The organism is Citrobacter sp. Awk 2 (assembly GCF_028069815.1).
Lineage (GTDB): Bacteria > Pseudomonadota > Gammaproteobacteria > Enterobacterales > Enterobacteriaceae > Citrobacter.
The window spans coordinates 12975-31858 of sequence record NZ_JANEWL010000054.1; the positions used below are offsets into that span (position 1 = coordinate 12975).

Here is an 18884-nt window from a genome sequence, read left to right on the forward strand (position 1 = left end):
CACTATATCGTTACCGTATTACTCCGCCAGAAACAGCTCCAGCAGCGAATTCAAAAACAGCTTACCGTGCTGGGTAATCTGCCAGTACTCATCGCACTCGCTCAAATAGCCCTGCGCGATAGCCTCTTCAATCTGTTGACGAATAACTTCTTCGCTAAGCCCGGTGTATTGCGTGAATTCAGCGCGTGGTGCGGCTTCCAGTAACCGGAAACGATTCATAAAGAACTCGAACGGCTTATCGGCCTCAGCGACATCACGCTGACTTTCTAAGTAGCGTCCTTGCATATAACCGCGTGGATGCCGCGTTTTGGTGGTGCGCAGGATCCGCCCGTCCGGGAATGTGACTTTACCGTGTGCGCCGCAGCCAATGCCAAGATAGTCACCAAAGCGCCAGTAGTTCAGGTTGTGCTGACATTGATAGCCCGGCTTTGCATAAGCTGAGGTCTCATACTGCTGATATCCGGCAGCGGTCAGCAACTGGTGGCCTTGTTCAAAAATATCCCACAGCGCGTCATCGTCTGGTAATACGGGTGGACGAGAGCCGAACAGCGTGTTGGGTTCAATAGTCAGTTGATACCAGGAGAGATGCGGTGGATTCAGCGCGATAGCTTGCTGCAAATCGCCCAGCGCCTCTTCCAGCGTTTGATCCGGCAGACCGTGCATCAGATCAAGGTTAAAGCTACGTAGCCCCAGACCACTCGCCAGGTGCGCGGCACGTTTGGCTTCTTCCGGTCCGTGGATACGTCCCAGACGTTCAAGCTTGGCGGAGCTAAAGCTCTGTACACCAATAGATATCCGGTTGACCCCGGCGCGTTGATAATCGACAAAGCGATCGGCTTCAACAGTTCCGGGATTCGCTTCCATCGTGATTTCTGCATCTGCCGCCAGATTCAGGCGTGCACGCACGCCGTCCAGCAGCGTTTGCATCGCCGGACCAGAGAGCAGGCTCGGCGTACCGCCACCAATAAAGATCGTCTTTATTTCACGTCCCTGAGCGTGTGTAACCTCGGTATCCAGATCGCTCAGCAGATGTTGCACGTAGTCGTCATGTGGGACTTCGCCCTTCAACGCATGCGAGTTGAAATCACAGTAGGGGCATTTCTGTACGCACCACGGGATGTGAATATACAGACTTAGCGGTGGACGCTTAACCATTACGCAGGACATCCAACAGCAGCTTCAGCGCCTGTCCGCGGTGGGAGATCGCACTTTTCTCCTCACGGGTCAGTTCTGCCGCGGTTTTCCCTTCAGACGGCACAAAGAAGATAGGATCGTAGCCAAAACCACCGGTACCGGCAGGTTCGCGGGTGATTACGCCAGGCCAGCTTCCGTGGCAAACAATAGGGGTCGGATCATCTGCGTGGCGCATATAAACCAGTACGCAGTGGAATTGCGCCTGGCGCTTCTCGTCGGGCACATCCTGCAAAGTATGCAGCAACTTTTCCAGGTTCTGTCTGTCAGTCGCATCTTCACCAGAATAGCGTGCTGAATAGATACCTGGCGCGCCGCCCAGCACGTCTACCGCCAGACCGGAATCATCGGCAATAGCAGGAAACCCGGTGATTTGCGCTGCATGGCGCGCTTTCAGAATGGCATTTTCAATAAATGTCAGGCCGGTTTCTTCAGCGGAATCAACGCCCAGATCCGTTTGGGCAACGACATCAAGGCCGAAATCGCTCAGAAGAGAGGCGAGTTCACGCACTTTACCGGCATTGCCGGTCGCGAGGACAACTTTTTGCATGGGATACCTAATCAGTTAGCGCCGCTATTGCTGGCGGGATCTGTTGCGGATGAATGATTTTAACCTGTTTATGACGGCCAAGCTCGCCCTTCTCAATGACGATCTGGCTTTTTGCTACGCGGAACTGTTTACCGAGAAACTTCACCAGATGGCTGTTCGCTTGTCCATCAACCGGTGGGGCGGTAATGGCGACTTTTAGCTCGTCGCCATGTAAACCCACAATACTGTCACGGCTGGCTTTAGGCTGAATGTAGAGCCGTAAAACCAGACCGTCGTCGCAGGGTGTAACGGCACTCATAGCGCCATCCACAGCCCCGGCAGCAGCATGTTGCCTGTCGCCTGTAATACCTCTGCGATCCCCATGTTAATGACATAGAGCAGCAGAACCAGAATCATTGGCGAGAAATCGATCCCGCCCATGCCTGGAAGTATGCGACGGATAGGGCGCAGCAGCGGATCTGCCAGTTGAATCAGTACGTATTCCACAGGGCTGCGACCCTGACTGACCCAGCTCATGATTGCCATCACTAAAAGAACCCAGAAAATCAGCAATCCAATGGTTTTCAGGACGATCAACACCGCGGCGATCCAGATGATTGGCTGGAACGTGACCACCTTAAACAGCACGATGGCTTTGATAAAGCTGAGAACGAGCGCAACTAATGCTGATGCGCTGTCAATTGGCCCCATCGGTGGAATAATGCGGCGTAATGGCCCAATAATGGGCTGGGTGATTTTCACAATAAACTGTGAGAACGGGTTGTAAAAATCGCAGCGAGACCACTGCATCCACACGCGCAATAGCAGCGCCATGGTATACAGCTCAATTACCGTTGAGAGCAGGAAGGTCAACGTATTCATGGTGTTCCTTAGTTTTCCTTAATTTTTTGTGTAATCACGAGCACCAAAAATGGCAGTGCCAATGCGCACCATCGTGCTACCCGCCGCGATGGCGGCATCCATATCATCAGACATCCCCAGTGAGAGGGTGTCGATATCTGGGTAGCGCGTTTTCAACCCGGCAAATGCTACAGCCATTTGCTGTGCAACTTCAAACTGCCTTACATAATCTGACTCTGGCGCCGGGATCGCCATCAGCCCACGTAGGGTTATACGTGGTAGCGCGGCGACGTCGGCGGCCAGCGCATCAAGCTCAGCCAGCGGAATACCTGACTTGCTATTCTCATCGCTGATATTTATCTGAATCAGTACATTCAGCGGTGGCAGATCGGCCGGGCGTTGTTCGCTCAGGCGAGCCGCGATACGCAGGCGGTCGATTGTATGACACCAGTCAAAATGTTCAGCCACCAGACGGCTTTTGTTGGACTGCAGCGGGCCGATAAAGTGCCACTGCAGACCTTCAATACCGTTTTCTTTGAAGTAGCGGATCTTATCCACGCCTTCCTGAACATAGTTTTCGCCAAAGGCGTGCTGCCCGGCGACGATGGCTTCTTCGATGGCGCTCGCAGGTTTGGTTTTACTGACTGCAAGCAACGTAACTTCTTCTGAAGACCGCCCGCAACGCGTCGCGGCGGCTGAGATTTTGTCCCGGACATGTGCCAGGTTATGCGCGATATCGTTCATTTTCCGAGGATGTTCATGTGAATATGGAAGAAATAGTGGCCCTTAGTGTAAAGCATAACGTGTCGGATCTACACCTGTGCAATGCATGGCCTGCGCGTTGGCGCATACGGGGAAAGGTGGAAATCGCGCCATTTACTACGCCGGACGTAGAGACGCTGCTGATGTACTGGCTCAACGACCAACAGCAGGTACAGTGGCGTGAGCAGGGGCAAATTGATTTTGCTATTGCGCTGGCAGATTCCCGGCGTTTACGCGCCAGCGCTTTTGTTCATCAACAGGGAACGTCGCTGGCGCTAAGATTGCTACCGCTTGATTGTCCTCGTTTAGACGATCTCCAGGCTCCCGAGGCTATACCTGACCTGCTGCACAGTGAAAATGGGTTAATTCTGGTTACAGGAGCTACCGGTAGCGGCAAATCGACCACGTTGGCTGCGATGGTGGAGCACCTTAATCAACATGTTGGGGGGCATATTCTGACGCTGGAAGACCCGATTGAATATCGCTACACCAGCCAGCGCTGTCTTATTCAACAACGGGAGGTGGGCGCACACTGTGCTTCTTTTGCCGCCGGCTTGCGCGGCGCGCTACGTGAAGATCCCGACGTCATTTTGCTGGGCGAGCTGCGCGACGTTGAAACCATCCGGCTGGCGTTAACGGCGGCGGAGACGGGGCATCTGGTGCTGGCAACGCTACACACGCGTGGGGCTGCACAAGCCATTGCGCGGCTGGTAGACACTTTTGCGGCATCAGAGAAAGATCCCGTGCGTAATCAACTGGCGGATAGCCTGCGGGCAGTGCTTTCACAAAAACTGGAAGAAGATAAGCAGGGCGGACGGGTGGCGTTATTTGAGTTGCTCGTTAACACACCCGCCGTTGGCAACCTGATCCGCGAAGGGAAGAACCATCAGCTACCCGGCGTGATACAAACCGGGCAACAATCAGGTATGCAGACATTTGCACAAAGTCTGCAGCTGCGACAGGCGCAGGGGCGGCTTTAGTAGCCCTGTTCGAAATAGCTTTCGAGGATCACAACGGCAGACGCGGAGTCTACTTTGCCTTTATTCAGCGCACGGTATCCACCCTGCTCAAACAGGCCGGAGCGGGCTTCGACGGTACTCAGCCGTTCGTCATGCAATGTAACGGTGACACCGAAACGACCATGAATACGGTTGGCGAATTTGCGCGCGCGTGCGGTCAGGGGTTGCTCAGTACCATCCATATTGAGCGGCAGGCCGACGATGATTTCATCTGGTTGCCACTCTTTTAGCAGGCGTTCAATCAAATTCCAGTCCGGCGTACCGTCCTGAGCTTTGATAGCAGGTAGGGGTCTGGCTGTGCCGGTAATACGTTGGCCAATCGCCACGCCAATGCTTTTGGTTCCAAAATCAAACGAGAGTAACGTTTCACTCATTATGCATGTCCCGCCACGCCAGGCATGGTCAAAATATCTATGCCGATAAGTTTTGCAGCATCGCGCCAGCGATCGGCGATCGGTGTTTTAAACAAGATGTTGAGATCGGCGGGGGCGGTGAGCCAGGCGTTATCCAACAGTTCTTGTTCAAGCTGGCCTTTTTCCCAGGATGAATAACCTAATGCGACCAGCACTTCGGACGGTTGTTCCTGGGTACCTAAGGTTTCTAAAACATCGCGGGATGTCGTGATGATGGTGTTATCGGAAATTAAGATACTGGATGCAAAACGGGCGGGCGGGGTATGCAGAATAAATCCGCGGTCTTCCGCCAACGGGCCGCCGAGCATCACTGCTTTATCCAGACGGATGGACGGATCGCGTCCTTCAGGCGTGATCTTCAGCTTTTCCAGAATCCCTTCAATCTGTAAGTTTTCCAGGGGCTTATTGACGATAATCCCCATCGCACCGTTCTCATTATGTTCACAGATGTACACCACAGCGCGGCGGAAAATAGGATCCTGGAGAGCAGGCATGGCAATAAGAAAGTGATGCTGTAAATTCATTGTCAGAGGTTCTGTTTCCTGGTTCAAAAAAGCAACAGCGCCCAGTATGTGGGCAAAGCGAGAAGATGTCACCCTCTGAAAATAGCGTTGCCGGATGAAGGGTGCGCCTTATCCGGCCTACGGGGTGCAATTCCAGGCCGGATAAGACGCGAGGGCGTCGCCATCCGGCAACGTATTTATTTCTGTAGACGAGCCTCAATGGCATCCATCAGCATTCCGGTAATAGAGACCGGGAACTCTGCTTCGATTTCACGAATACAGGTTGGGCTGGTGACGTTAATTTCAGTCAGGCGATCGCCAATGATATCCAGGCCGACAAAGATCAGACCTTTGGCTTTCAGGGTTGGTCCAATGCGACGGGCAATTTCCCAGTCACTGTCGGTTAATGGGCGCGGTTCGCCACGACCACCGGCAGCCAGGTTGCCTCGGGTTTCTCCACCCTGCGGAATGCGCGCCAGGCAATACGGTACAGGTTCGCCATCGACTACCAGGACACGTTTGTCGCCGTCTTTAATTGCTGGCAGATAGTTCTGCGCCATGCAGTAGCGGGTACCGTGCTCGGTCAGCGTTTCAGCAATCACGCCGAGGTTCGGATCGCCTTCCTTCACACGGAAGATAGATGCGCCGCCCATACCATCCAGCGGTTTAAGAATAATATCGTTGTGCTTTTGCCAGAAGGCTTTCAGCTGTGCCTTGTTACGCGTGACCAGCGTTTCCGGTGTCAGGTCGGCGAACCAGGCGGTGAACAGCTTTTCGTTGCAATCACGCAGACTCTGCGGCTTGTTAACGATCAGCGTCCCTTGTTCTTCTGCACGTTCCAGAATGTAGGTTGCGTAGATGAACTCAGTATCAAACGGGGGATCCTTACGCATCAGGATGACGTCCAGATCTGCCAGCGGGAGATCCTGTTCGTTGTTGAACTCATACCATTTGTCGTAGTTCTGCTCGACGCTCAGAGTACGCGTACGGGCGCGGGCTTCCCCGTTGATCAGATAAAGATCGGCCATCTCCATATAGTGAAGTTCATAACCACGACGTTGTGCTTCCAGCAGCATAGCAAAACTGGAATCTTTCTTGATGTTGATGCTTGTGATGGGATCCATCACGATGCCGAGCTTAATCATGTTCTTCTCCGTTTATGCCTTAGCCCAGATCGCCAAAACGCACCTGAAGCGCGGTAATGGCGGTGAGCGCAGTTGTCTCTGTACGCAGAACGCGAGGTCCTAACAGGATATCAGTAAACTGATAACGTGCGGTCATGGCAATTTCATCTGCCGACAGCCCACCCTCCGGGCCAATCAGCAAGCGGATACGCTCTACGGGTAGCGGCAGTGTATTAATGCTGGCGCTGGCGCGTGGGTGCAGGTTCAACTTCAACCCTTCGTCTTGTTCGGCGCACCATGCTTCCAGATCCATTGCCGGGCGAATTTCAGGTACCCGGTTACGACCGCATTGTTCGCAGGCGGCAATGGCAATTTTCTGCCACTGCTGGAGTTTCTTGTTCAGGCGTTCACTGTCCAGTTTAACGCCGCAGCGCTCAGAAAAAAGTGGCGTAATGAGGCTTACACCCAGTTCGATCGATTTCTGGATAGTGAATTCCATTTTTTCGCCACGTGACATGACTTGTCCAAGATGGATATGCAACGGTGATTCACGATCGTCGAGTTCGGCGTTCAGCACCTTCACGTCCACGCTTTTTTTGCTGGCGTGGGTGATTTCGGCGTCAAATACCTGGTTGCTGCCGTCAAACAGCTGTAGCGCCTGGCCCGGTCCCATACGCAGCACGCGACCGATATGGTTGGCGGCATCTTCACACAGTGAAATTTGGCTGCCGGAATTGAGTGGCTCAGGGTGGTAAATACGAGGAATGCGCATAGTTAAACATCCGCGTCATGGCCCTGAGCTATTAAAGGCCAGGGCATGGTTTAAAATATTGCCGCTAGTGTAGGTTAGCTCTTTTGCGCCTGGCAAGCGCGTTGCACATAGGGGTTATGGTTCCCCTGTACCTTTGCAATACGCTCATCACGTTCACACTCCCAGTCGGTGACCGGATATTGCTTGTTCCAGGCATTAAAAAGCTGGGTTTGTTGGCGGGAGAGCGTCAGGTCGTACCGATCGCGCATGTAAAAATAGGTGCGTGCGATAGCACCGCGGGCGCGGGCTGGCGGCTCGGCAACTTTCTCTTTGAAATCAACCTTCATGGCGCACTGTCCATACTGACCTTCGCCACCGTTCCACTGGCTGTACATGAAGTTTGCGCGATCGCCATTGACTTCCCCCACCGCAGGCTGCAGGTTATGCATATCGCTTTCCATCTTGCGATAGACCGGATCTTTGGCGCAGTTTTTACGTCCACCATCCTGCCAGCACTGGCGCTGATGGCCAAATTGCCAGGCAGGAACCACGTGCTCCCACTCAATTCGACTGGCGCGGTTTTCGTTTTTTCGCACTTTATAGCCGCAGGATTCAAGGTCAACGACCCCTTTTTTACCTTGCCAGTTAATTTTACAACCACAGTAGAAGTCGCCCGGCGCATCGGCGTTAACTTTGACGCCTGCTGCTTTTGCCTGAGAAAAACTGTTGATGCCTTCGGCTAAAACCGGGCCTGAAAACGCAGCGGCTAACAGGGCCGCTGCAAAAGAAAGATTACGGTACATCACGAACTCCGTGTCAAAACGAGCCCGCAACGTAGCGAAAGTTGTTCTTGTATGCAATCAGTTAGATCAGAAAAGTTCCTGATAATTCTGATGATTATTCTGCAATCAGCGGCTCACCGCAGTGGACGCAGCGGTAGGTGGCTTCACCGCGTACAACGCGGTTATGGCGGCGGACCGTCAGCTGGTGTTCCTGGCACTTACAGCGGTAGGTAAAGGTCTTGCGTTGTATGGATTGCAGTTCAAACTGATGCGTGCGTCGGGCTGGAACGCCCAGCACGCTCTCCATCATCCATTTCCATTCTTTGCCGTGTGGCGGTACGCGGCCAAAGTGCTTCCACACCAGCAAATGCGCCAGTTCATGTGGAACTACCTCATTCACGAACGCGTCGACATTCTCCATCAGCAGTACCGGATTGAGGCGGATTTCGTAGGTTTGTAACCACGCGGTGCCTGCAGCGGTGCCGCGCTGTTGATACACCAGCTTAGGTTCCGGGTAATTACGCTCGAGCTTAAGATTGGCCTGTGCGAGTTTTTCCCGCAGGCTGCGCATAACGGCTTGCTGGATAGCGATGGGAAGACGGGTGGTTTTCATAACGCCAGAGGATAGTGCGACAGGGAAGGGACTGCAAGAAGAAGGCTTCCTCCCGGCGGGAGGAAGCAATAAGATGATTAATCGTGCGCGCCAATTTCGCGCAGTTTACGACCTTTCATCAGGTTACGTTCGATGTGTTCCAAAGAGACGTTTTTGGTTTCCGGAATCAGCCACAGGGTCAGGAAGATGAACAGTACGTTCAGGCCACCGTAGACCCAGAAGGTGTTGGCGCTGCCCAGCGAATTCAGCATCGTCAGGAAGGTTGCGCCGACAATCATGTTGGCAATCCAGTTGGTTGCGGTAGAGCAGGTGATACCGAAATCGCGGCCTTTCAGCGGCTGAATTTCAGAGCACAGCACCCAAATCAGCGGACCGGCGCTCATGGCGAAGCCAACAATAAACATCAGCAGCATCAGCACCGCGAAGTATTGAGCGGCTGCCGAGTGAATGCCTACGTGCATCATCGTGCCCAGTACGCCCATACCGACGGCCATGACGATAAAGCCGAGGATCAGTGTAGGTTTACGTCCCCAACGGTCAACCAGGCCAATGGCGATAAAGGTTGCCAGCACGTTAGTCAGACCGACAATAACGGTCCCCCACATCTGTTCAGTGGTATTGGTATAACCCGCCAGTTCAAAGATTTTTGGAGCGTAGTACATGATGACGTTCATCCCGGTGAACTGCTGCATCACCTGTAACAGTACGCCCAGGAACACCGCGCGACGGAAGTTGCTGTTTTCTTTAAACAGCGCCCAGCCACTCTGTTTTACCTGCAGGCTTTCACGAATCTCATCCAGCTCGCGCTTAGCTTCTGCACTGGTATCACGCAGGCGCAACAGGACGCGCTCGGCATCGACAAAGCGACGTTTAGCCGCGAACCAGCGTGGGCTGTCTGGCAGGAAGATAACGCCAACCAGCAGTAACAACGCCGGGATGATGATCACGCCCAGCATCCAGCGCCATGCGCCGCTGTAGCTAAACGCGGTATCGGACAGATAGGCACCAAGGATCCCGATGGTGATCATCAACTGATACATGGAGATCATGCTGCCGCGAATTTTTTCCGGCGCGATTTCGGACAGATAAAGCGGTGCGGTATAAGACGCAACGCCAACTGCCAGACCCAGCAGTACGCGAGAAACCAGCAGTACTTCCACGTTTGGCGCCGCGGCGGAGAACAGCGAACCGGCAACAAACAGGATGGCGCCGATCATCAGGCTTTTTTTACGACCCAGTTTGAAGGAGAGCCAGCCGCTACCGACAGCGCCGACAGCTGCACCAAACATCATGGAGCTCACCACCCATTCCTGAGTGTGTGCAGTAATTTGGAACTCATCGGTGATGAAAGGTAAAGCACCCGCAATAACACCGATATCCAGGCCAAAAAGTAATCCTGCCAGGGCTGCAAGGAAGCAGACAAAGAATGTCATGGCTTTGTTGGAACGCCCCGCTTTTTTATAGTCAGGCATGATGCCCTCCGGTTGGGTAACTAGTTTTGTTGATGTTAAGGGTAGGTGAGTACGGGGTAAAAAAATGCGAATCACATCACATTAGTGTAATCGGTTACACTAACATTCATCACGCTTATTAGTTAACTATTTGAAAGTTAACATTTTATAATGCGATTAAATATGGCTGATTGCCTGGAATTAAGACAATCCTGAAAGGCGATGTAACAGTGATGCAGCCGCGGCGGAAAAGAGATGTTAACTCGTTGTGGATAGAAAAGCGGTGATGTGTAATCGCTTTCATTTTTATTGAAAGAGATGATTCACTGTATTGTTCAGGTGACGAGGTGTTGGAGGAGAATAGGGGAATAAAAAAAAGACCAGCACGAGGCTGGTCTTACTAAGCGGACAGTCTTCAGTAAATTACTTCAGACCGGCAGCGTCACGCAGCAGTTGCGCTTTGTCGGTTTTTTCCCATGGGAAATGTTCACGACCAAAGTGACCGTAAGCTGCGGTTTCTTTGTAGATCGGGTGCAGCAGATCCAGCATCTGAATCAGACCGTATGGACGCAGATCGAAGAACTCGCGCACCAGCAGGGTCAGCTGCTCTGAAGGTACTTTTTCGGTACCAAAGGTTTCAACCATGATAGAGGTCGGTTCAGCTACACCGATAGCGTAGGAAACCTGAATCTCACAACGGTCTGCCAGACCTGCAGCGACGATATTTTTTGCCACATAACGTGCAGCGTAGGCCGCAGAACGGTCAACTTTAGACGGATCTTTACCGGAGAATGCACCGCCACCGTGACGGGCCATGCCGCCGTAAGTATCAACGATGATTTTACGACCAGTCAGACCGCAGTCGCCCATTGGGCCGCCGATCACAAAACGACCCGTCGGGTTGATGAAGAATTTGGTCGCAGCGGTCAGCCATTCGGTCGGCAGTACCGGTTTGATGATCTCTTCCATGACGGCTTCTTGCAGAGATTTCTGGTCGATATCTTCAGCGTGCTGAGTCGACAGAACCACGGCATCAATACCGACAATTTTACCGTCGTCATACTGGAAAGTGACCTGGCTTTTTGCATCCGGACGCAGCCACGGCAGAGTACCGTTTTTGCGTACTTCAGCCTGACGCTGTACCAGACGATGCGCGTAGGTGATTGGCGCAGGCATCAGCACGTCGGTTTCATTGGTTGCATAACCAAACATCAGACCCTGGTCGCCAGCGCCTTGTTCCAGCGGATCCGCGCGGTCAACACCCTGGTTGATATCCGGAGACTGCTTACCGATGGCGCTCAGAACTGCGCAAGAGTTGGCGTCAAAGCCCATGTCGGAATGCACATAGCCAATTTCGCGAACCGTGTTACGCGTGATCTCTTCGATATCTACCCAAGCGCTGGTAGTGATCTCGCCGCCAACTAAAACCATACCGGTTTTGACGTAGGTTTCGCAGGCTACGCGTGCTTTCGGATCCTGCTCGAGGATTGCATCCAGCACGGCATCAGAGATTTGGTCAGCGATTTTGTCAGGATGCCCTTCTGATACGGACTCGGACGTAAAAAGGTGTTTTGCCATATTTAATTTCACCTAAGGAATATTTGGTTAGCTCAAACTGTCGAGTGGAATAGCCATGTGTAGAAGATTCTACCATGAGTCTGCAGATGACGGACACTGGCAGTCTGAGTGTTAATCGGTATAGATGGATTAACATCTGGACGGCTATTTTAGGATACTTCTTCGCCTGATTTCCAGCTTTTTTTTGATTAAGGTCGCATTGTACTGAAAATGTAACTGGAAATTTTTCCTGACGGTGCTGGCAATGTGCATATTTATCTTTTGCATTTTGACCTTCTTATCGGTATAAAACGCGGCGCGCGGCTCATATCCGTCATACTTCAAGTTGCATGTGCGTTGGCAGTACTCGCTCGCCCCAGTCACTTACTCATGTAAGCTCCCGGGGACTCCCTGCGTTGCCGCCTTCCAGCAACTCGAATTATTTAGGATAGACAAAAGCACACGACGTTTTCATCGTGTTGCCACTTCCAGCCGGGCTAAAACTTTAGCTTTGGCTTGTGGGTTCGTTCCGTCAGGAGCAGCCGTGGAGGTGATACGAGATAATGAACCGTTGTATTCTGCTGAATCTGTCACACCGTTCTGGTGTACATATGTCCCCCGTAATCTGCATCTTGCATACCTGCCGATGTTATACCCATCTCGGCGCTTCTCAGGACTCCAGGGCCGGCTACGGTCACTAAGGACTGAACAAGGGCGCTCTTGGTAAACAAGAGTTTTCTCGTGGTTTCGCCGAACCGTCAGCATTAAGTTCGGTTACGTGTTTACAATGATATGAAAAAGAAACCGGTCGCACAGTCGGAGCGTCAGCACTATCTGCTGGAAAATCTGCCTGTTTATGGGTTGTTATCGCCTCTTCGGATTGCGATAGTAGTCAACTGTTTTACACTTGTTAATAAAATCTGAGGTTCGCTATGTCTGACGACATTTTCATGGGTTCGCCTTCGTCAGCGGGCGGACAGGGTGTACTACGCTCCATGCAGGAGGTTGCAATGAGTTCCCAGGAAGCCAGCAAGATGCTGCGTACATACAATATTGCCTGGTGGGGTAATAATTATTACGACGTCAATGAATTAGGCCACATTAGCGTGTGCCCGGACCCTGACGTCCCAGAAGCGCGTGTCGATCTCGCCGAACTGGTAAAAGCCCGTGAAGCACAGGGGCAACGTCTGCCTGCGCTGTTTTGCTTCCCGCAGATCCTGCAGCATCGTCTGCGCTCGATTAACGCGGCGTTCAAACGTGCACGTGAATCATACGGCTACAACGGCGACTACTTCCTGGTTTACCCGATCAAAGTTAACCAGCATCGCCGTGTTATTGAATCGCTGATCCACTCTGGCGAACCGTTAGGTCTGGAAGCGGGTTCGAAAGCGGAACTGATGGCGGTACTGGCGCACGCGGGTATGACCCGTAGCGTGATTGTCTGTAACGGCTATAAAGACCGCGAATACATTCGCCTGGCGCTGGTCGGTGAGAAGATGGGCCATAAGGTCTATCTGGTTATCGAGAAGATGTCTGAAATCGCCATCGTGCTGGAAGAGGCCGAGCGCCTGAACGTCGTGCCACGCCTCGGTGTTCGTGCACGTCTGGCCTCCCAGGGGTCCGGTAAATGGCAGTCTTCCGGCGGCGAGAAATCCAAGTTTGGCCTGGCGGCAAACCAGGTGCTGCAACTGGTGGAAATTCTGCGTGAGCGCGGTCGTCTGGATAGCATTCAACTGCTGCATTTCCACCTTGGTTCGCAGATGGCGAACATTCGCGATATCGCTACCGGCGTACGTGAATCAGCCCGTTTCTACGTTGAACTGCATAAACTGGGCGTAAATATCCAGTGCTTCGATGTGGGTGGTGGTCTGGGCGTGGACTATGAAGGGACCCGCTCGCAGTCCGACTGCTCTGTGAACTACGGCCTGAACGAATACGCCAACAACATTATCTGGGCGATTGGCGATGCCTGTGAAGAACATGGCCTGCCGCACCCGACGGTGATCACCGAATCTGGACGTGCTGTTACTGCACACCATACCGTACTGGTGTCGAACATTATCGGCGTTGAACGTAGCGAACACACCGAAGCCACACCTCCGGCTGAAGATGCTCCGCGCGCCCTGCAAAGTATGTGGGAAACGTGGCAGGAGATGCACGAGCCGGGTACCCGTCGCTCGTTACGTGAATGGTTGCACGATAGCCAGATGGACTTGCACGATATTCACGTCGGCTACTCTTCAGGCACTTTTAGCCTGCAGGAACGCGCATGGGCTGAACAGCTCTATCTGAATATGTGTCACGAAGTACAGAAACAACTCGACCCGAGCAACCGCGCGCATCGTCCGATTATCGACGAGCTGCAGGAGCGTATGGCGGATAAGATTTACGTCAACTTCTCTCTGTTCCAGTCGATGCCGGATGCGTGGGGTATCGATCAGTTGTTCCCGGTGATGCCGCTGGAAGGGTTGAACCAGGCCCCTGAGCGCCGGGCGGTTCTGCTGGACATTACCTGTGATTCCGATGGTGCTATCGACCATTACGTTGACGGCGACGGAATTGCCACCACCATGCCGATGCCGGAGTACGATCCGGAGAACCCGCCGATGCTGGGCTTCTTTATGGTGGGGGCTTATCAGGAGATCCTCGGTAACATGCACAACCTGTTCGGTGATACCGAAGCGGTTGACGTGTTTGTCTTCCCTGATGGCAGTGTCGAAGTTGAGTTGTCTGACGAGGGCGATACTGTGGCAGACATGCTGCAGTATGTGCAGTTGGACCCGAATACTCTGCTGACACAGTTCCGTGATCAGGTGAAAAACACCGATCTGGACGCGGAGTTGCAGCAGCAGTTCCTCGAAGAGTTCGAAGCAGGGCTGTACGGATATACCTATCTCGAAGACGAGTAACGGTAAATGTTCAGTGGTGTTGCGCTTACCGGAGCTACGAAAGTAGGCCGGATAAGGCGCAACCGCCATCCGGCAGTCAGATTCAGAGAGGGCGGCATTTACGGCGCTCACTTGAATCCGTACAAATTAACGGCGATAATTCGCCCATGCAAGTAGTCACGTAAATCAATCCCTTCCTCGTCGGGCTTAACGACGCGGAGGGGATTTTTTTTCACCGATTTTATAAGAGGTCAGTACATGAGCACCTTAGGTCATCAATACGACAACTCCCTGGTTTCTAACGCCTTTGGTTTTTTGCGTCTGCCGATGAACTTCATGCCATACGACAGTGATGCCGACTGGGTAATCACCGGCGTACCGTTTGATATGGCAACATCTGGTCGTGCGGGCGGGCGTCACGGCCCGGCGGCGATCCGTCAGGTTTCCACTAACCTGGCCTGGGAACACAACCGTTTCCCGTGGAATTTCGATATGCGCGAACGTTTGAACGTCGTGGACTGCGGCGATCTGGTTTACGCGTTTGGCGATGCCCGTGAAATGAGTGAAAAGCTGCAGGCGCATGCTGAGAAGCTGCTTTCTGCTGGTAAGCGCATGCTCTCTTTTGGTGGTGACCACTTCGTCACGCTACCGCTGCTGCGCGCTCACGCGAAGCACTTTGGCAAAATGGCGCTGGTGCACTTTGATGCGCATACCGACACCTACGCCAACGGCTGTGAATTTGACCATGGCACGATGTTCTACACTGCGCCAAACGAAGGTCTGATCGATCCAAATCACTCTGTGCAGATTGGCATTCGTACTGAATTCGATAAAGACAACGGCTTTACCGTACTGGATGCCTGCCAGGTGAACGATCGCAGTGTGGATGACATCATTGCGCAGGTTAAGCAGGTAGTTGGCGATATGCCGGTATACCTGACTTTTGATATCGACTGCCTGGATCCTGCGTTTGCACCAGGTACCGGTACGCCAGTGATCGGCGGCCTGACCTCCGATCGTGCAATCAAACTGGTACGTGGTATGAAAGATCTGAACATCGTCGGCATGGACGTTGTAGAAGTCGCGCCTGCTTACGATCAGTCAGAGATCACCGCGCTGGCCGCGGCAACGTTAGCGCTGGAAATGCTGTATATTCAGGCGGCGAAGAAAGGCGAATAATAGTCGGACTATTTTACTCGTCATTTTGGGTCCGGGCAGTGCTCGCCATCCTCACGTACTACGTGTACGCTCCGGTGGCTGTGCGCTGGCCGGGCCCAAACTGACTTCGCCAATTACGTCCGATAATGGGATGAAATCTGTAGGCCGGATAAGGCATTCACGCCGCCATCCTGCACTGTTTGAAGATTACTTAATTCCGTCCGCGCTCATGCGATCGCGAATATGTTGCGCACGTTCTGCGGATGCCGGGTGATCGTCAAACATTGAGCTTTGACGTCCTGCCTCCAGTTTTGCCAGTTTCTCAAAGCTGGTGGCTAAACCCGCCGGGTTGATGCCGCGCTTGCGCAACAAATCATACGAGTAATCATCTGCTTCGGATTCCTGGCGTTGAGAGAACTGTGAATTCACCAGTTTCTCACCAAGATCGCCCAGTTGTGATTGCGACAGGCTGCCGACGATGCCGCCCGCAGATGCCGCCGCAGCACGCACGGCGTTGGTTCCTAGCGCAACCTGCATACCTTTTTTCACGTGACCCAGCGCAACGTGACCCATTTCGTGGCCGATGACTGCTTCAACTTCATTATCCGTCATCATATCCATCAGGCCGCTGTACACGCGGATACAGCCGTTTGCCATGGCAAAGGCATTCACATCTTTCGCCATATAGACTTTGTAGTTCACTGGCTGACCGTTAATGTTGTCGCCAAGTGCAGTGGCGATTTTGCTAAGACGCGTCGCATATTCGCTGCCAGCCGGGGCGATGGTAGCTTTGCTGTCCATATCCTTACAGGCCTGATCGCTGAGCGCTTTTACCTGAGCATCGCTCAGGCTGTAGGCCTGAAAAGCCTCTGCGCCAGAAGAAAGCAGTCCATTGGAGTCCATATTCTGGCAACCGGTCAATGCCGTCGCCATGCTCATAGCAAGCAGTAAAGCGCGAATTTTCATGTTTTCTCTTCCGCACAAAGTCAGGATTATTCTAAAAATTGCGTCGTTTGCAGGTAAACCGACGCTCAGCCTAAGTATAAAGAAAAGAACAATAAGCGGGCGAGTAGATTGCGCAACATGCGCGCATGATCCAGAGATTTCTGAAGCAGTAAAAGGATGCTCCATGTACATGACACGCGGCTTGGGTTACATTGTTGGCACTTTTTTCCGGCGTAGCCCAAAACGCTCTGTCGTCAAGTCGTTAAGGGCACGGCCTTCATTATCCGATCTGGAGTCAAAATGTCCTCACGTAAAGAGCTTGCCAATGCTATTCGTGCGCTGAGCATGGACGCAGTACAGAAAGCCAAATCCGGTCACCCGGGTGCCCCGATGGGTATGGCTGACATTGCCGAAGTCCTGTGGCGTGATTTCCTGAACCACAACCCGACTAACCCGTCCTGGGCTGACCGTGACCGCTTCGTGCTGTCCAACGGCCACGGCTCCATGCTGATTTATAGTCTGCTGCACCTCACCGGCTACGATCTGCCGATGTCCGAGCTGCAGAACTTCCGTCAGCTGCACTCCAAAACCCCGGGACACCCGGAAGTCGGTTACACCGCAGGTGTGGAAACCACGACAGGTCCTTTGGGTCAGGGTATTGCGAATGCAGTGGGTATGGCTATTGCTGAAAAAACACTGGCGGCGCAGTTTAACCGTCCGGGCCACGACATTGTTAACCACTTCACTTATGCGTTCATGGGCGACGGCTGCATGATGGAAGGTATCTCTCACGAGGTATGCTCCCTGGCTGGTACGCTGAAGCTGGGCAAACTGGTGGCGTTCTACGATGACAACGGTATCTCCATCGATGGTCACGTTGAAGGCTGGTTCACCGATGACACCGCGAAGCGTTTTGAAGCTTACGGCTGGCATGTGGTTCGTGGCGTTGATGGTCACGATGCTGACGCGATTAAGCGCGCCGTTGAAGAAGCCCGTGCGGTCACCGATAAACCGTCCCTGCTGATGTGCAAAACCATCATCGGTTTCGGTTCCCCGAACAAAGCTGGCACCCATGACTCTCACGGTGCGCCGCTGGGCGATGCTGAGATCGCGCTGACCCGCGAACAGCTTGGCTGGAAATACGCGCCGTTTGAAATCCCGTCTGATATTTACGCGCAGTGGGATGCGAAAGAAGCCGGTCAGGCAAAAGAAGCGGCATGGAACGAGAAGTTCGCTGCTTATGCCAAAGCCTTCCCGCAGGAAGCCGCTGAATTCACCCGTCGTATGAAAGGCGAAATGCCGTCTGATTTCGACGCAAAAGCGAACGAATTCATTGCTAAACTGCAGGCGAACCCGTCCAAAATCGCCAGCCGTAAAGCATCCCAGAACGCGATTGAAGCGTTTGGTCCGTTGCTGCCTGAATTCCTTGGTGGCTCTGCCGACCTGGCGCCATCAAACCTGACTATCTGGTCTGGCTCTAAAGCGATTAACGAAGATGCTGCCGGTAACTACATCCATTACGGTGTACGTGAATTCGGTATGACCGCTATCGCCAACGGTATCTCTTTGCACGGTGGTTTCCTGCCGTACACCTCCACCTTCCTGATGTTCGTGGAATATGCCCGTAACGCGGTGCGTATGGCTGCGCTGATGAAACAGCGTCAGGTCATGGTCTACACCCACGACTCCATCGGTCTGGGCGAAGATGGCCCGACTCACCAGCCGGTAGAGCAGGTCGCTTCTCTGCGTGTGACCCCGAACATGAGCACATGGCGTCCGTGTGACCAGGTTGAATCCGCTGTGGCGTGGAAATACGGTGTTGAGCGTCAGGACGGCCCGACCGCGCTGATCCTCTCCCGTCAGAACCTGGCGCAGCAGGAACGTACTGCAGAGCAACTGGCGAATATCGCCCGTGGTGGTTACGTGCTGAAAGATTGCGCTGGTCAGCCAGAACTGATCTTCATCGCGACCGGCTCTGAAGTTGAGCTGGCGGTGGCTGCATGGGACAAACTGACCGCTGAAGGCGTGAAAGCGCGCGTGGTATCCATGCCGTCTACTGATGCTTTCGATAAGCAGGATGCGGCTTACCGCGAATCCGTGCTGCCGAAAGCGGTCTCTGCACGTGTGGCAATTGAAGCCGGTATCGCTGATTACTGGTTCAAATACGTGGGCCTGAATGGCGCAATCGTCGGGATGACCACCTTCGGTGAATCTGCACCGGCAGAACTGCTGTTTGAAGAGTTCGGCTTTACCGTCGACAACGTCGTCGCGAAAGCAAAAGAACTGCTGTAATCGCAAACACAGCGTAAAAAGGGTCGCTTCGGCGACCTTTTTTAT

Annotated in this window: 20 protein-coding genes; 6 read left to right on the top strand and 14 right to left on the bottom strand. The window is 53.2% G+C overall.

Translation table 11 applies throughout. The annotated features are described in order from the left end of the window. Positions 1–18 precede the first annotated feature (18 nt). The 5 genes from hemW to NNO02_RS14130 are packed head-to-tail and all read right to left on the bottom strand — an operon-like array spanning position 19 to position 3325. Positions 19–1155, bottom strand: coding sequence for a radical SAM family heme chaperone HemW (hemW, locus tag NNO02_RS14110; protein ID WP_271455073.1), 1137 nt, complete (start codon positions 1153–1155; stop codon positions 19–21). Continuing rightward, positions 1148–1741 carry an XTP/dITP diphosphatase gene (locus NNO02_RS14115; RefSeq protein ID WP_271455074.1) on the bottom strand — a complete coding sequence of 198 codons (594 nt, stop codon included), beginning with the start codon at positions 1739–1741 and terminating at the stop codon, positions 1148–1150. Before NNO02_RS14115 ends, hemW begins: the two co-directional genes overlap by 8 nt. Before the next feature lie 7 nt (positions 1742–1748). After that, complete coding sequence (gene yggU / locus NNO02_RS14120; RefSeq protein ID WP_202037792.1) at positions 1749–2039, bottom strand: DUF167 family protein YggU; 291 nt, start codon at positions 2037–2039, stop codon at positions 1749–1751. Continuing rightward, positions 2036–2602: a YggT family protein gene (locus NNO02_RS14125; RefSeq protein WP_003825417.1), complete on the bottom strand. Its 567-nt coding sequence runs from the start codon at positions 2600–2602 to the stop codon at positions 2036–2038. Before NNO02_RS14125 ends, yggU begins: the two co-directional genes overlap by 4 nt. A gap of 18 nt (positions 2603–2620) precedes the next feature. Then, complete coding sequence (locus NNO02_RS14130; protein ID WP_271441196.1) at positions 2621–3325, bottom strand: YggS family pyridoxal phosphate-dependent enzyme; 705 nt, start codon at positions 3323–3325, stop codon at positions 2621–2623. A 17-nt stretch (positions 3326–3342) separates the two neighbouring features. Between NNO02_RS14130 and NNO02_RS14135 the strand changes: the two genes are divergently transcribed. After that, entirely contained in the window at positions 3343–4323 is a 981-nt protein-coding gene (locus NNO02_RS14135; RefSeq protein WP_271455075.1) for a type IV pilus twitching motility protein PilT, read from the top strand. Here NNO02_RS14135 and ruvX read toward each other — a convergent pair. The 8 genes from ruvX to metK form a co-directional block, all read right to left on the bottom strand. After that, positions 4320–4736, bottom strand: coding sequence for a Holliday junction resolvase RuvX (ruvX, locus tag NNO02_RS14140; protein WP_182269195.1), 417 nt, complete (start codon positions 4734–4736; stop codon positions 4320–4322). The genes NNO02_RS14135 and ruvX overlap by 4 nt on opposite strands. Further along, a complete protein-coding gene (locus NNO02_RS14145) occupies positions 4736–5299 on the bottom strand; it encodes a YqgE/AlgH family protein (protein WP_170974365.1) in 564 nt (187 codons plus the stop codon). Before NNO02_RS14145 ends, ruvX begins: the two co-directional genes overlap by 1 nt. Positions 5300–5475: 176 nt before the next feature. Then, complete coding sequence (gshB, locus tag NNO02_RS14150) at positions 5476–6423, bottom strand: glutathione synthase (protein ID WP_271455076.1); 948 nt, start codon at positions 6421–6423, stop codon at positions 5476–5478. 19 nt (positions 6424–6442) lie between these two features. Continuing rightward, positions 6443–7174: a 16S rRNA (uracil(1498)-N(3))-methyltransferase gene (rsmE, locus tag NNO02_RS14155; protein WP_262798187.1), complete on the bottom strand. Its 732-nt coding sequence runs from the start codon at positions 7172–7174 to the stop codon at positions 6443–6445. 74 nt (positions 7175–7248) lie between these two features. Continuing rightward, positions 7249–7956: a deoxyribonuclease I gene (endA, locus tag NNO02_RS14160; RefSeq protein ID WP_271455077.1), complete on the bottom strand. Its 708-nt coding sequence runs from the start codon at positions 7954–7956 to the stop codon at positions 7249–7251. Positions 7957–8050: 94 nt separating this feature from the next. Beyond that, positions 8051–8548, bottom strand: a complete 498-nt coding sequence (locus NNO02_RS14165) for a SprT family zinc-dependent metalloprotease (protein WP_271455078.1) — start codon at positions 8546–8548, stop codon at positions 8051–8053. 77 nt (positions 8549–8625) lie between these two features. Then, on the bottom strand, positions 8626–10020 hold the full coding sequence (gene galP / locus NNO02_RS14170; RefSeq protein WP_137382622.1) for a galactose/proton symporter: 1395 nt from the start codon (positions 10018–10020) through the stop codon (positions 8626–8628). A 402-nt stretch (positions 10021–10422) separates the two neighbouring features. Next, positions 10423–11577: a methionine adenosyltransferase gene (metK, locus tag NNO02_RS14175; protein ID WP_005123306.1), complete on the bottom strand. Its 1155-nt coding sequence runs from the start codon at positions 11575–11577 to the stop codon at positions 10423–10425. 542 nt (positions 11578–12119) lie between these two features. On the opposite strand from metK, the gene NNO02_RS14180 reads away from it, so the two are divergent. The 4 genes from NNO02_RS14180 to speB all read left to right on the top strand — a co-directional run bounded on the left by NNO02_RS14180 (position 12120) and on the right by speB (position 15623). After that, positions 12120–12257, top strand: coding sequence for a hypothetical protein (locus NNO02_RS14180; protein ID WP_271450368.1), 138 nt, complete (start codon positions 12120–12122; stop codon positions 12255–12257). A 91-nt stretch (positions 12258–12348) separates the two neighbouring features. Beyond that, a complete protein-coding gene (gene yqgB / locus NNO02_RS14185; RefSeq protein WP_137382624.1) occupies positions 12349–12480 on the top strand; it encodes an acid stress response protein YqgB in 132 nt (43 codons plus the stop codon). A gap of 8 nt (positions 12481–12488) precedes the next feature. After that, positions 12489–14465, top strand: coding sequence for a biosynthetic arginine decarboxylase (speA, locus tag NNO02_RS14190; protein WP_137382625.1), 1977 nt, complete (start codon positions 12489–12491; stop codon positions 14463–14465). A 237-nt stretch (positions 14466–14702) separates the two neighbouring features. Next, the gene (gene speB / locus NNO02_RS14195) at positions 14703–15623 is read left to right on the top strand and encodes an agmatinase (RefSeq protein ID WP_271441203.1); all 921 of its coding nucleotides are present in this window, start codon (positions 14703–14705) and stop codon (positions 15621–15623) included. Between the two features lie 186 nt (positions 15624–15809). Here the strand turns inward: speB and NNO02_RS14200 are convergent, their stop codons facing one another. Further along, positions 15810–16568 carry a M48 family metallopeptidase gene (locus tag NNO02_RS14200; protein WP_202037802.1) on the bottom strand — a complete coding sequence of 253 codons (759 nt, stop codon included), beginning with the start codon at positions 16566–16568 and terminating at the stop codon, positions 15810–15812. A 279-nt stretch (positions 16569–16847) separates the two neighbouring features. Here NNO02_RS14200 and tkt point away from each other — a divergent pair, with 279 nt between their 5' ends. Continuing rightward, the gene (gene tkt, locus NNO02_RS14205; RefSeq protein WP_202037803.1) at positions 16848–18839 is read left to right on the top strand and encodes a transketolase; all 1992 of its coding nucleotides are present in this window, start codon (positions 16848–16850) and stop codon (positions 18837–18839) included. Positions 18840–18884 lie beyond the last annotated feature (45 nt).

Bases quoted from the DNA above. Each gene is read 5' to 3' on its own strand.
- hemW (WP_271455073.1), bottom strand. From the start codon at position 1,155: ATGGTTAAGCGTCCACCGCTAAGTCTGTATATTCACATCCCGTGGTGC.
- NNO02_RS14115 (WP_271455074.1), bottom strand. From the start codon at position 1,741: ATGCAAAAAGTTGTCCTCGCGACCGGCAATGCCGGTAAAGTGCGTGAA.
- yggU (WP_202037792.1), bottom strand. From the start codon at position 2,039: ATGAGTGCCGTTACACCCTGCGACGACGGTCTGGTTTTACGGCTCTAC.
- NNO02_RS14125 (WP_003825417.1), bottom strand. From the start codon at position 2,602: ATGAATACGTTGACCTTCCTGCTCTCAACGGTAATTGAGCTGTATACC.
- NNO02_RS14130 (WP_271441196.1), bottom strand. From the start codon at position 3,325: ATGAACGATATCGCGCATAACCTGGCACATGTCCGGGACAAAATCTCA.
- ruvX (WP_182269195.1), bottom strand. From the start codon at position 4,736: ATGAGTGAAACGTTACTCTCGTTTGATTTTGGAACCAAAAGCATTGGC.
- NNO02_RS14145 (WP_170974365.1), bottom strand. From the start codon at position 5,299: ATGAATTTACAGCATCACTTTCTTATTGCCATGCCTGCTCTCCAGGAT.
- gshB (WP_271455076.1), bottom strand. From the start codon at position 6,423: ATGATTAAGCTCGGCATCGTGATGGATCCCATCACAAGCATCAACATC.
- rsmE (WP_262798187.1), bottom strand. From the start codon at position 7,174: ATGCGCATTCCTCGTATTTACCACCCTGAGCCACTCAATTCCGGCAGC.
- endA (WP_271455077.1), bottom strand. From the start codon at position 7,956: ATGTACCGTAATCTTTCTTTTGCAGCGGCCCTGTTAGCCGCTGCGTTT.
- NNO02_RS14165 (WP_271455078.1), bottom strand. From the start codon at position 8,548: ATGAAAACCACCCGTCTTCCCATCGCTATCCAGCAAGCCGTTATGCGC.
- galP (WP_137382622.1), bottom strand. From the start codon at position 10,020: ATGCCTGACTATAAAAAAGCGGGGCGTTCCAACAAAGCCATGACATTC.
- metK (WP_005123306.1), bottom strand. From the start codon at position 11,577: ATGGCAAAACACCTTTTTACGTCCGAGTCCGTATCAGAAGGGCATCCT.
- NNO02_RS14180 (WP_271450368.1), top strand. From the start codon at position 12,120: ATGAACCGTTGTATTCTGCTGAATCTGTCACACCGTTCTGGTGTACAT.
- yqgB (WP_137382624.1), top strand. From the start codon at position 12,349: ATGAAAAAGAAACCGGTCGCACAGTCGGAGCGTCAGCACTATCTGCTG.
- speA (WP_137382625.1), top strand. From the start codon at position 12,489: ATGTCTGACGACATTTTCATGGGTTCGCCTTCGTCAGCGGGCGGACAG.
- speB (WP_271441203.1), top strand. From the start codon at position 14,703: ATGAGCACCTTAGGTCATCAATACGACAACTCCCTGGTTTCTAACGCC.
- NNO02_RS14200 (WP_202037802.1), bottom strand. From the start codon at position 16,568: ATGAAAATTCGCGCTTTACTGCTTGCTATGAGCATGGCGACGGCATTG.
- tkt (WP_202037803.1), top strand. From the start codon at position 16,848: ATGTCCTCACGTAAAGAGCTTGCCAATGCTATTCGTGCGCTGAGCATG.